Origin of the sequence: Anaerotignum sp. MSJ-24 (assembly GCF_018918145.1) — a bacterium.
Lineage (GTDB): Bacteria > Bacillota > Clostridia > Lachnospirales > Anaerotignaceae > Metalachnospira.
Map to the genome: position 1 here is coordinate 138,679 of NZ_JAHLPX010000004.1, position 12,353 is coordinate 151,031.

The window sequence follows — 12,353 nt, forward strand, 5'->3', positions numbered from 1 at the left end:
TGAATTAGATTATATTTTATGTAAAAAGTCGATTGAAAATTTTCGGAAAAGTGATATTATAATAATCACGATGTATGATGTTGTATGTAGATGAGCATATACATATGTCGTGAATAATTATTTTCCTAATTTATATAACCCTTATAATTAATGCGTGAAACGCAAGCGATGTATCGTTAAGATTATAAATGGTAATCCCCAATACCCATAATTAATTCAAGTATATCGCACATAAAAAATTCGTACCTATTCGATTTGGTACGAATTTTTTATGTTTGCAATTAATTCCGGATATACAGTATAAGGAAAATAATTTATACAAAAGCTTGCAATAATACCGACGTAATGGTATACTAAATATGTAACTTATAGGCATTGGTGAGAAGAGTAGGTGAAAACCTACTCTTTGCTTTTGTAATAAACACAATTTTTGGTGCCTTAAATTTGTTTTTATAAAGGAGGTCAGAATATGGCAGGATCAGCAAATACCGAAAAAAGAATAGAGGAATTAATTCAGCCTACTGTAACGGAAATGGGCTATGAGCTTGTTGATGTTGAATTTGTTAAGGAAGGCCCGAATTGGTATCTCAGAATATTTATCGACAAGGAAGGCGGAGTCACTATTGACGACTGCGAGGCCGTAAGCAAAACTCTTGAAAAAATATTTGATGAAAAGGATCCTATCGAGCAGGCTTATTTCCTTGAAATCAGTTCTCCTGGTATTGACAGACCACTTAAGAAAAAAGAAGATTTTATTAAGTATAACGGTGAAATGGTTGACGTTAAGCTTTATAAGCCGTATGAAGGTTCAAAGGAATATACCGGAAAGCTTGTAGGATATGACGAAAACGACGGAACAGTAACCATTGAGGTTGACGATAAAAATATTGCATTTACAAAAAAAGAGATAGCAGGCATAAGACTTGCGGTTATCTTTTAAACATAAAACAGACGGTAAGCACAACAGTAAGGAGGATTTGTAAAAAATGGACAGTGCCGAATTTATGCAGGCCTTAAATGAAATTGTTAAGGAAAAGGGAATAGATAAAGAGGTTATTTTTGAAGCTATTGAAAGTTCTCTTGTATCTGCATGTAAAAAGAATTTTGGAACATCTCAGAATATTAAAGTAGTAATGGACAGAGAAACAGGGAATATTGATGTATATGCACAGAGAGAGGTTGTTGAAGAGGTTGAGGATCCTCAGCTTCAGATCAGCCTTGAAGAGGCTCATGTACTTAATCCAAGCTATAAGCTCGGCGATATGGTTGACTTTGTCGTAACACCTAAAAACTTCGGAAGAATTTCAGCACAGACAGCTAAACAGGTTGTTGTACAGAAGTTCAGAGAGGCAGAAAGAGAAATTCTCTACAACCAGTACATTACAAAGGAAAAAGAAATCGTTATTGGTATCGTTCAGAGAATTGAAAAGAAGAATGTTATTGTTCAGATTGGAAAAATTGATGCAATTCTTGCACCAAATGAACAGATTCCCGGTGAACAGTACAAATTTATGGACAGAATAAAGGTATACGTTGTTGAGGTTAAGCAGACAACAAAAGGCCCTCAGATTTATGTTTCAAGAACACATCCGGAGCTTGTTAAACGTCTTTTCGAGCAGGAGGTTCCCGAAGTATTCGACGGTACGGTTGAAATCAAGAGTATTGCGAGAGAAGCAGGCTCAAGAACAAAGATTGCTGTTTACTCAAAGGATCCCAATGTTGATGCGGTAGGCGCATGCGTAGGTATTAACGGCTGTCGTGTAAATATAATCGTAAGCGAGCTCGGTGGAGAAAAGATTGATATTATCAACTGGAGTGAAGATCCTAAGGAATTTATCGCAGCGGCACTCAGTCCTTCAAAGGTTGTTGCAGTCGCAATCAATCCCAACGAACAGAGTGCAAGAATCGTTGTTCCCGACCAGCAGCTTTCACTTGCAATCGGAAAGGAAGGCCAGAACGCAAGACTTTCAGCTAAGCTCACAGGCTGGAGAATCGACATCAAGAGTGAATCACAGGCTTATGAAACAGGCTTTATAACAGAGGACGGAAACTTCCCCGAAGAGGAGCTTGCAAAGGCTGAGGACGATATTGAGCTTGAGGACGAAATAACAGAAGCAGACGAGGCTGAGGTATCGGAAACAGAAGATCAGGAAACAGCCGAAACAACCGAAGAATAAAATTCAAAGGTGGGAACTGAGAAAATGAAACAGAGAAAAATTCCCTTAAGAAAATGTACCGGATGCCAGGAAATGAAAAACAAAAAAGAGCTTATAAGAATCGTAAGAAGCGATGAAGGCGAGTTTTCTGTTGACACAACGGGAAAGAAAGCCGGAAGAGGAGCTTATATATGTCCCAATGTCGAATGCCTTGAAAAAGCAAAAAAATCAAAAGGACTTGAACGCTCTTTTAAATCAGCTGTACCGGCAGAGGTATATGATAAGCTCAGAGAGGAGCTTGAAAACTTAAATGGATAAAAAGGTTCTTCAGATGCTTGGTCTGTGTCAGAGAGCCGGAAAGCTTTCAAGCGGAGAAACCGGCTGTCTTGCGGCAGTAAGAGATGGAAGTGCCGAGCTTATTATTGTGGCAGACGATGCATCGGATAATACAAAGAAAAGATTTGCAGATTCTTCTGCTTTTTATCATAAAAATATAATAACAGTCGGAGAAAAATCGGAATTGGGCAGGGCTATAGGCAAAGACGACAGATCGGTTTTAACGGTCAATGATAAAGGATTTGCCAAAAAGATAGCTGAAATGTTAAATAACTAAAAGGCTGAATGTCCGAAATATCAGTATGGAGGTGGAGTATTTGGCTAAGAAACGTGTATATGAAGTAGCGAAACAGTTAAATATAAGCAATAAGGATTTAATAGATAAGCTTAAAGGTATCGGCGTTGAGGTAAGCAACCATATGGCATCTATTGATGATGCAACCATTGAAAAGGTTACTGAGCTTTTAGCTCCTAAAAAGGAAGAGAAAAAAGCTGAGGAAAAACCTGCCGCTCCCGCAGAGGCAAAAAAGGCTGAACAGCCTAAGAATAACAACAATAATAACGGCAATAACAATAATAGCAACAGAAATCAGAAGAATAACCAGAACAATAACAGAAACCAGTTTGTAAAAAATGACCAGCCCAAGAAAAACGGACAGAACGGTCAGAACGGAAACAATCAGCAGAACAGAAATGACAACAGAAACGACAACAGATCAAACGGTTCTAACCAGAGAAATGACGGACAGCAGAAGAACAACGGTTCAAATGCCAACGTAAATAACGGCAACAATAAAAATAAAAACAAGAATAATAACAATAACAACAATAATAACGGTTTCAACAACAACCGCAACAATAACAACAAAAATAATAAGAACAATAACAACAATAACAACAATAATAAAAATAACGGAAAGAACAAAAATAATAAGCAGAATCAGGCTCCTAAGCCCGAACCTGTTGCAGCTCCCGAAGAGGACGAAATCAGAACAATGGAAATTCCCGAAACACTTACTGTTAAGGAGCTTGCCGAAAAAATCGGTAAATCCGGTGCAGAAATCGTTAAGTGTCTTATGAAAAAGGGAATTATGGCTGCAATCAACCAGACAGTTGATTTTGACACTGCGGTTTCGGTTGGTGAAGAATATAACGTAATATTTGAGCCCGAAGTTGAGAAAGATATTTTTGAAGAAGCCTTCAAGCAGGAAGAAGAGGACGAATCTGTTCTTGAGCCTAGACCTCCTGTTGTTGTTGTTATGGGACACGTTGACCATGGTAAAACATCACTTCTTGACGCAATCAGACACAGCCATGTAACAAGCCGTGAGGCCGGCGGTATTACACAGCACATCGGTGCTTATACAGTAGAAATCAACGGAAGTCCTATTACTTTCCTTGATACTCCCGGACATGAAGCATTCACAGCAATGCGTCTTCGTGGTGCAATGATTACGGATATTGCCGTTCTTGTTGTTGCCGCAGACGATGGCGTTATGCCTCAGACAATAGAGGCTATCAACCATGCAAAGGCTGCCGGAGTTGAGGTTATCGTTGCTATCAACAAGATAGATAAGCCTTCCGCAAATCCCGACAGAGTTAAACAGGAGCTTGTTGAATACGGTCTTGTTGCAGAGGATTGGGGCGGTGAAACAATCTGTGTTCCCGTATCAGCACAGACAAAGGAAGGTATTGATACACTCCTTGAAATGATTATCCTTACAGCAGAAATGAAGGAGCTTAAGGCTAATCCAAACAAGCCTGCGAGAGGTGCTATTATCGAGGCACAGCTTGATAAGGGCCGTGGACCTGTTGCAACAGTACTTGTACAGGAAGGTACACTTAATGTAGGTGATCCTATCGTTGCCGGAGCAGCTTACGGCAAAATCCGTGCTATGATGGACGATAAGGGCAGAAGAGTTAAAAAAGCAGGCCCTTCAAAGCCTGTTGAAATTCTCGGCCTTTCAGAGGTCCCTGCTGCCGGAGAAACCTTCTATGTTGCGGCTAATGAAAAACAGGCAAGACAGCTTGCCGAGTCGGTTATAGCTAAGTCAAGAAAGGATATGCTTAAGGACACACCTCAAAAGGTATCTCTTGACGACCTCTTTAACCAGATTCAGTCCGGTAACGTAAAAGAGCTTAATATTGTTGTTAAGGCTGACGTTCAGGGCTCGGTTGAGGCTGTAAAGCAGAGCCTTGAAAAGCTTTCTAACGATGAAGTAAGAATTAGAATTATCCATGGCGGTGTAGGTGCCATAACAGAATCAGACGTTATGCTTGCAACTGCATCAAATGCTATAATAATCGGTTTCAATGTACGTCCCGAGCCTTCAGCTAAGGCGTTTGCCGATGAAGAAAAGGTAGACGTAAGACTTTACAGAGTTATCTACAATGCTATTGAAGACATTACAGCCGCTATGAAGGGTATGCTTGATCCCGTATACGAGGAAAAGGTTATCGGTCATGCAGAGGTACGTCAGCTTTTCAAAGCATCAGGTGTCGGCGTTATTGCCGGAAGCTATGTGCTTGACGGTAAATTCCAGAGAAATGCACAGGCAAGAATTCTTCGTGACAATGTAGTTGTTTATGAAGGTGAGATAGAATCACTTAAGAGATTTAAAGATGATGTTAAGGAAGTAAATACAGGCTATGAATGTGGTCTTGTATTCAAGAAATTCAATGACATCAAGGAAGGCGACATTGTAGAAGCCTTCATTATGGTTGAAGTACCCAGATAATTTAATTGGGCAGGTGAGTTTTAATGAAAAATAATAACAGAATGACAAGAGTCAATGATGAAATAGCAAAGGAAATGGCTAATATCATCAGAGGAGAGCTTAAGGATCCGAGAATAGGAGTTATGACATCTGTTCTTCGTGTTGAAACAACACAGGATTTAAAATACTGCAAGGTATATATAAGTGTTCTCGGAAATGATGAGGAAAAGGCAAATGCAATGAAAGGTCTTAAAAATGCGGCAGGCTTTATAAGACATCTTCTTGCGGAAAGAATTAACCTAAGAGTTACTCCGGAGCTTATATTCAAGCTTGATGACTCGGTTGAATACAGTATAAAAATGTCTAAGCTTATTGATCAGATAAGCAAGGAACCTCCGGTAGGAGAAGGTGAGCCGCTTGAATAACAGTTTTGAAGAAATAAGAGAACATATAGATTCAGCGGAAAACATTGCCGTTGCGGGACATATAAGTCCCGACGGCGATGCCGTTGGCTCATGCTGTGCTTTGGCAATGGCATTGGTTAAGAAAAATAAAAATGTAACTGTTTTTCTTGAAGAAATACAGGACAAGCTCAAAAATATTCCGTATTCGGATAAACTTGTGCATGATACACCAAACGGTGAGTTTGATTTGTTTATATCTCTCGACTGTGGTGATGAAGGCAGACTCGGAAAAACGGCAGAGCTTTTGAAAAGCACGTATACAATAAATATTGACCACCACGTAAGCAATACTTATTTCGGAAATCTCAATTATGTTGACGGTGACGCATCATCAACCTGTGAGCTTGTATACAGATTGTTTGACGGCTGGTGCAGTATAGATAAAAATATTGCATATGCGCTTTATACCGGAATACTTTTTGACACAGGCTGTTTCAAGCATTCGTCAACAAGTCCGTTTACAATGAAGATTGCCGGTGAGCTTATGACATATAACATTCCGTTTACAAAAATACAGGAGGATATGTTTTATTTACGCTCGCAGACAGAGGTCAAGCTGCTTTCAAAGGCGCTTAAAGGACTTAAATTTGAATGTAACGGCAGACTTGCATATTCCAAGCTTTCCCTTGAAGAAATAGAAGGCTGTGGAGGAACACCGAAGGATGTTGACAGTATAATTCCGTTTATTAAAAATATTGATAACGTAAATGCGGCGGCATTCTTTTATGAGAAAAAGCCCGGTGAAATAAAAACAAGTCTTCGTTCCGATGAGGCAGTTGATGTATGCGAGATAGCAAAGAAGTTCGGCGGCGGCGGTCATGTAAGAGCAAGCGGCTGTACGCTTTTCGGAGCATTTGACGAAGTTATGCCCGGTGTTATTGATGAGCTTAAGAAGGCTCTGGAGGTATAAATTGGACGGAGTAATTAATGTTTACAAGGAAAAAGGATATACCTCGCATGACGTTGTTGCGATTGTCAGAAAGACATTGAACATAAAAAAAGTAGGTCATACCGGCACTCTTGATCCCGATGCGGAAGGTGTGCTTCCGGTATGTATCGGTTCGGCAACAAAGCTTGCCGATTATATAATGGCTGAAAGAAAAAGCTACCGTGCCGTTATGGCTTTCGGTGCTGAAACAACAACACAGGACGGCAGCGGAGAAATCACACAGAGGTTTGAGTATGATTTTGATGAAAGCAGGCTTATTGAGGCTGTTAAAAGCTTTATAGGCGAGCAGGAACAGCTTCCGCCAATGTATTCAGCTATAAAAGTAAACGGAAAAAAGCTCTATGAGCTTGCAAGAGAAGGCAAGGAGATAGAGCGTAAAAAAAGAAAAATAACTATTTACGACATAAGAATAGTGGATATAATGCCTCCCGACAGAGCGGTTATAGATATTGACTGCTCAAAAGGAACATATATAAGATCGCTTTGCTTCGACATCGGCAGAAAGCTTGGCTGGGGAGCTTATATGGCAGAGCTTACAAGAACCTCAACAGGAAGATTTAAGCTTGAAAATGCTGTAAAGCTTGATGAGTTTAAAAATGCCGCCGCCGAAGGAAATGCGGAAAAATATATTATTCCCTGTGATGATGTGCTTACGGATTATAAAAAGCTTTTTGTTGCAAAATCCGCAAATAAGTATCTCTATAACGGCGGAAAAATATATAAAAACAGGCTCAGCTTTGACGGAGAAGAACCGAAAATAGGCGAAACGGTTCTCGGCTATGACTGTGAAAACAAGCTTGTCGGAATTTACAGCTATTATTATGACGAAACAAAGGACAGCACTTTTATAAAACCTGTCCGACTTATGCTTTAAGGAGATTTAACTATGGAACACATAACAAGCACTGACATAGATCAGACGGTTGATACTGTTGTTACCATTGGAAATTTTGACGGTGTCCATATGGGACACAGAAAGCTTATCGAAACAGCTAAGGAATATGCGGAAAAGCTTTCGCTTAAGCTTGTTGTGCTTACATTCAATCCGCATCCGATGTTTGTTTTCGGTGACAGAAAAAATGCGGCACTCATAATGTCGCCGGAGGAAAAGTGCATAACAATGGAAAAAATGGGCGTTGATACATATATCGAATACCCGTTTGACAGAGAGTTTGCATCAATGTCGCCGGAGGATTTTGCCATAAAACTGCTTTTTGAAAGATTACGCAGTAAGGTGGTTGTTGTCGGATATGATTATCATTTCGGCAGCAAGCAGAAGGGCGACGATAAGCTTCTCGAAAAGCTTGGTAAGGAATACGGAGTTAAAACCGTATTTATTCCTAAGGTAATTTACGAAGGCAGCAGAGTAAGCAGTACACGCATAAGAGAGTGTATTTTAAACAGAGATATTGATTGTGCGGACAGACTTCTTACAGAGCCGTATTTTATTGTCGGAAGGGTTGAGAAAGGCAAGAGAATAGGAAGAACGATAGGTTTTCCTACCGCAAATATTCTTGCGCATCCCGATAAGCTTTTTCCGCCCAATGGAGTTTATGCAACAGCAACAGTTTTCAAAAATAAAGTGTATTACAGCGTTACAAATGTAGGATATAATCCTACGGTTTCCGGTGACCATAAGACGGTTGAAACAAATCTTTTTGACTTTGACGAATCTATATACGGTGAAGAAATAACAACATATTTCTTTAAATGGATAAGAGATGAAAGAAAGTTTGGCAGTGTTGAAGAATTAAGTAAGCAGATACTGCGTGACGCACAAAGCTCAAAGGATTATTTTGCATCCGATGAATACAGTTATTGGAAAGAAAATTTTGAGAAAGCCTATAAAACAGTTGAAAAATAAGGCTGACTGTGATACAATACAAAAGTTGATAACCTTGACTCAGCGGATGGACACTCCGACCTCGGCTTAGTCTTGGGCGATAATATTATATTTATTCAGGAGGATTTTAAAATGAAAGCAACTATCAACAAACAGGAAATCATCGAAAAATACGGCAGAACACCTAACGACACAGGTTCACCTGAGGTTCAGGTAGCTCTCCTTACAGCAAGAATTGACCTTCTTACAGAGCATCTTAAAGAGCATAAGAAAGATCATCATTCAAGAAGAGGTCTTCTTAAGATGGTAGGCCAGAGAAGAGGCTTATTAAACTACCTTAAGGATAAAGACATCGAAAGATACCGTGCTCTTATCAGCGAATTAGGCTTAAGAAAGTAATTTTGACAACTTGTAATAGAGAGGACTTGTCCTCTCTATTATTTTTGGAAACGGTTTTCGGAAGTTATGTTTCTCACATAAATTAGTTACAGCTTATGTTTTATGTTGCTGATGACACCATAAAAGAGATGATAAATATTGCTGTTACCGTCTGTTTTATGGTGTTATGGTTTAACACAGTCATGTTTATGTGGGTTACAGAGTGCTTCTTAAAATAAAAAATAATTTATGAAAAGGAGATAAACAATGTACAGAACATATTCAATGGAACTTGCAGGACGTACACTCTCTATGGAAATCGGTAGAGTTGCAGAGCAGGCAAACGGTGCGGTTCTCGTTCGTTACGGCGACACAGTGGTTCTCGTAACAGCAACAGCATCTGAAAAGCCCAGAGATGGTATTGATTTCTTCCCTTTAAGCATTGACTACGAGGAAAGACTTTATTCGGTAGGTAAAATTCCCGGAGGCTTTATAAAAAGAGAAGGCAGACCGAGCGAGAAGGCTATACTTACATCAAGATGTATAGACAGACCTCTTCGTCCGCTTTTCCCCAAGGATTACAGAAACGACGTTGCTATCGTTGCAACAGTAATGTCTGTTGATCAGGACTGCGCTCCTGAGGTTGCGGCTATGATCGGTGCATCTGCGGCACTTATTATTTCCGATATTCCTTTCACAGATACAGTTTCATCTGTAAGTATAGGATACTGTGACGGCGAATTTGTTGTTAACCCTAATGCTGAGCAGAGAGAAACAAGCAAGCTTAACCTTACTGTTTCATCAACAAAAGACAAGGTTATGATGATTGAAGCAGGCGCAGACGAAATTCCCGATGATGTAATGCTTGCGGCTATCAAGCTCGGACATGAGGTAAACGGAAGCGTTATCGACTTCATCAATTCAATCCATGAAAAAGAAGGAAAAGCTCTCCAGGAATATACAGAGCACGTTATTCCCGAAGATGTATATAAGCTCATTTCGGAATTCATCACAGACGAAGCAATGGAAACAGCAGTTTACAAAGAGCTTAAGCAGGAAAGAGATCTTGCTATAAGAGAAATCACAGCTAAAGTAAACGAAGAGCTTACAGATGCCATTGCGGCACTTGTAGACGAAGATACAGACATTGAAGCACTTATTGATGAAACAATCTATAAGTTTGAAAAGATGACTGTAAGAAGAATGATTTTAAGAGAGCACAAACGTCCCGATGGCCGTGGACTTGAAGAAATAAGAGAGCTTTCTGCCGAAGTTGATATTCTTCCCAGAACACATGGCTCAGCACTCTTCAAGAGAGGCCAGACACAGGCTCTTACAGTTACAACACTCGGCGCTATGAGCGAAATCCAGCGTCTTGATGGTCTTGATACATCAGAGGTTTCAAAGAGATATATCCACCATTACAATATGCCCGGATATTCAACAGGCGAGGCTAAGACATCAAGAGGTCCCGGCAGACGTGAAATCGGACACGGTGCTCTTGCGGAAAGAGCTCTTCTTCCCGTTATTCCCAGCGAAGAGGAATTCCCTTATGCAATCAGACTTGTATCTGACATTATGAGCTCAAACGGTTCAACATCACAGGCAAGTATCTGCGGCAGTACACTTTCTCTTATGGCGGCAGGCGTACCTATCAAACGTCCCGTTGCAGGTATCTCGGTCGGCCTTGTAACAGGCGACAACGATGATGATTTCGTAATGCTTACAGACATTCAGGGACTTGAGGACTTCTTCGGAGATATGGACTTCAAGGTTGCCGGAACAAAAGAAGGTATTACAGCTATCCAGATGGATATGAAGATACATGGTCTTACATTCAAAATCATTGAGCAGGCTCTTGCACAGACACACAGAGCAAGAAACTATATTCTTGATGAAGTAATGCTCAAGGCTATACCCGAACCGAGAAAAGAGCTTTCACCTTATGCTCCCAAGATGGCAACAATGACTATTGATGTAGACAAGATTGCCGCTGTTATCGGTAAGGGCGGAAAGGTTATCAAGAAGATTATCGAAGATTCACAGTGCAGTATCGATACTGAGGACGACGGTAAGATTTACATTAAGGGTACAAGCACAGAAAATATCCAGAAGGCTATTGATATGATTAACCTTATTGTACTTGATCCCGAACCCGGCAAGACATATGAAGGAACAGTAACAAGACTTATGACATTTGGTGCTTTTGTTGAGATTGCACCCGGTAAAGAAGGTCTTGTACACATCTCCAAGCTTGCCGAAAAGAGAACAGCTAAGGTTGAAGACGTTGTAAACGTAGGCGACAAGGTAAGAGTTAAGCTTCTTGAGATTGACGCACAGGGCAGACTTAACCTTTCAATCAAGGACGCAGACAAATAATTAAATAGACTATTATATGTATATAAAAAAGGTTCTCCTGCCGGTTTTGACAGGAGAACCTTTTGTGTCTGACGGTATTAAATTGCGTAATGATAATCCGAGCTGAAAACTCTTGCTTTTACAAAACGTCCGACAGTCTGGATAACAGGTCCGAGCATAAGAGAAGAGATAACAGTGATTGCTCCGATTTTTGCACCGAGAGCAAAGCCGATTGCCGCTGCGGCAATGTCCCATAATATTCTTATTGTGCTGAAGGATAATTTTGATGTTTTCTTTGATATTATAAAAGGCATTGCATCATAAGCTCCGGCACCGAGGTCGGCTGACATATATAATGCGGCGGCTATTATAAAAATAATCATTACCGGTATAAGTACGGCAATTCTTGTTGCTGTTGATGACTGTATTGCGGCAACAAAGCTGTCGGAATACATTGCGGTAAATAAATCCATGGAATATCCGACAATTAACATATTGGCGAGTGTTCCTATACCGATTTGTGAAACATCTGAGCGGATTATAAACGCAAAGAATATTATATTCACCAAAAGCTGCGCCGTACCAAAGCTTATTCCGAATTTATTGGAAAGTCCAAGATTAAGCAGTGAGCAGGCATCGGTTCCGAACTGTACTATGTTGAGCAGTGAAAGCGAAAAACCGATAATGACAGATGAAATAAGAACCATAGCAATACGTTTTGCTAAAAAACTTTTCTTAAACATTAAATTAAACTGATTTTTAAGGATTTTGTTCATATTTATTCCTTCTTTCTCCTTGCCTTCTTCAACAAGAATTTACATTGTAGCATACTTTGATATATTGTCAATACCTATGCTTATTAATATATATAAATGCTTAGATAATATATATTGGTTATGTTTTCGATTTTTAAGGTTTACGGAAGGCTCTGTTTGGTAAAAATAAAAGGTTTGACTGACAATTTATGTTTAAAGTCGTAAATAATTTATTATTAAGCCGGTTTTAAAAAGAAAAAATCAGTAAATACAGAGGTTTAAATAATTCCTATTAATTTAATATGAAATAATTTTAAAAAATATTGAGCTAAATAATTATCTGTGTTATACTGTAAAATAGCATATCTAAAGATAATGTCCGAATATGTGCTTTTAC

12 protein-coding genes are annotated in these 12,353 nt (G+C 39.6%); 11 read left to right on the forward strand and 1 reads right to left on the reverse strand.

Annotated features, from left to right (window positions below):
* Positions 1–469 precede the first annotated feature (469 nt).
* The 11 genes from rimP to KQI66_RS03935 all read left to right on the forward strand — a co-directional run bounded on the left by rimP (position 470) and on the right by KQI66_RS03935 (position 11,222).
* Positions 470–940, forward strand: a complete 471-nt coding sequence (gene rimP, locus KQI66_RS03885; RefSeq protein WP_216427363.1) for a ribosome maturation factor RimP — start codon at positions 470–472, stop codon at positions 938–940.
* 46 nt (positions 941–986) lie between these two features.
* The gene (gene nusA / locus KQI66_RS03890; protein WP_216427364.1) at positions 987–2,177 is read left to right on the forward strand and encodes a transcription termination factor NusA; all 1,191 of its coding nucleotides are present in this window, start codon (positions 987–989) and stop codon (positions 2,175–2,177) included.
* 24 nt (positions 2,178–2,201) lie between these two features.
* Positions 2,202–2,474, forward strand: coding sequence for an RNase P modulator RnpM (gene rnpM / locus KQI66_RS03895; RefSeq protein ID WP_216427365.1), 273 nt, complete (start codon positions 2,202–2,204; stop codon positions 2,472–2,474).
* Positions 2,467–2,769 (forward strand): L7Ae/L30e/S12e/Gadd45 family ribosomal protein, encoded by a 303-nt coding sequence (locus KQI66_RS03900; protein WP_216427366.1) that lies wholly within the window; start codon positions 2,467–2,469, stop codon positions 2,767–2,769. Before rnpM ends, KQI66_RS03900 begins: the two co-directional genes overlap by 8 nt.
* 40 nt (positions 2,770–2,809) lie before the next feature.
* Positions 2,810–5,230: a translation initiation factor IF-2 gene (infB, locus tag KQI66_RS03905; protein ID WP_216427367.1), complete on the forward strand. Its 2,421-nt coding sequence runs from the start codon at positions 2,810–2,812 to the stop codon at positions 5,228–5,230.
* A 23-nt stretch (positions 5,231–5,253) separates the two neighbouring features.
* Positions 5,254–5,634: a 30S ribosome-binding factor RbfA gene (rbfA, locus tag KQI66_RS03910; RefSeq protein WP_216427368.1), complete on the forward strand. Its 381-nt coding sequence runs from the start codon at positions 5,254–5,256 to the stop codon at positions 5,632–5,634.
* Positions 5,627–6,583 (forward strand): DHH family phosphoesterase, encoded by a 957-nt coding sequence (locus tag KQI66_RS03915; RefSeq protein ID WP_216427369.1) that lies wholly within the window; start codon positions 5,627–5,629, stop codon positions 6,581–6,583. The genes rbfA and KQI66_RS03915 overlap by 8 nt, the downstream gene beginning before the upstream one ends.
* A 1-nt stretch (position 6,584) precedes the next feature.
* Entirely contained in the window at positions 6,585–7,496 is a 912-nt protein-coding gene (gene truB / locus KQI66_RS03920; RefSeq protein WP_253287656.1) for a tRNA pseudouridine(55) synthase TruB, read from the forward strand.
* A gap of 12 nt (positions 7,497–7,508) precedes the next feature.
* The gene (locus tag KQI66_RS03925) at positions 7,509–8,486 is read left to right on the forward strand and encodes a bifunctional riboflavin kinase/FAD synthetase (RefSeq protein ID WP_216427371.1); all 978 of its coding nucleotides are present in this window, start codon (positions 7,509–7,511) and stop codon (positions 8,484–8,486) included.
* A gap of 111 nt (positions 8,487–8,597) precedes the next feature.
* Positions 8,598–8,864, forward strand: coding sequence for a 30S ribosomal protein S15 (rpsO, locus tag KQI66_RS03930; protein WP_216427372.1), 267 nt, complete (start codon positions 8,598–8,600; stop codon positions 8,862–8,864).
* 246 nt (positions 8,865–9,110) lie between these two features.
* Positions 9,111–11,222, forward strand: coding sequence for a polyribonucleotide nucleotidyltransferase (locus tag KQI66_RS03935; protein WP_216427373.1), 2,112 nt, complete (start codon positions 9,111–9,113; stop codon positions 11,220–11,222).
* 77 nt (positions 11,223–11,299) lie between these two features.
* Here the strand turns inward: KQI66_RS03935 and KQI66_RS03940 are convergent, their stop codons facing one another.
* Positions 11,300–11,944 carry a YczE/YyaS/YitT family protein gene (locus tag KQI66_RS03940; RefSeq protein WP_216427374.1) on the reverse strand — a complete coding sequence of 215 codons (645 nt, stop codon included), beginning with the start codon at positions 11,942–11,944 and terminating at the stop codon, positions 11,300–11,302.
* Between the last annotated feature and the right edge of the window lie 409 nt (positions 11,945–12,353).

Excerpts from the sequence above, each read along its gene's own strand:
- rimP (WP_216427363.1), top strand. The coding sequence starts at position 470 with ATGGCAGGATCAGCAAATACCGAAAAAAGAATAGAGGAATTAATTCAG.
- rbfA (WP_216427368.1), top strand. The coding sequence starts at position 5,254 with ATGAAAAATAATAACAGAATGACAAGAGTCAATGATGAAATAGCAAAG.
- nusA (WP_216427364.1), top strand. The coding sequence starts at position 987 with ATGGACAGTGCCGAATTTATGCAGGCCTTAAATGAAATTGTTAAGGAA.
- KQI66_RS03940 (WP_216427374.1), bottom strand. The coding sequence starts at position 11,944 with ATGTTTAAGAAAAGTTTTTTAGCAAAACGTATTGCTATGGTTCTTATT.
- rnpM (WP_216427365.1), top strand. The coding sequence starts at position 2,202 with ATGAAACAGAGAAAAATTCCCTTAAGAAAATGTACCGGATGCCAGGAA.
- KQI66_RS03935 (WP_216427373.1), top strand. The coding sequence starts at position 9,111 with ATGTACAGAACATATTCAATGGAACTTGCAGGACGTACACTCTCTATG.
- rpsO (WP_216427372.1), top strand. The coding sequence starts at position 8,598 with ATGAAAGCAACTATCAACAAACAGGAAATCATCGAAAAATACGGCAGA.
- KQI66_RS03900 (WP_216427366.1), top strand. The coding sequence starts at position 2,467 with ATGGATAAAAAGGTTCTTCAGATGCTTGGTCTGTGTCAGAGAGCCGGA.
- KQI66_RS03925 (WP_216427371.1), top strand. The coding sequence starts at position 7,509 with ATGGAACACATAACAAGCACTGACATAGATCAGACGGTTGATACTGTT.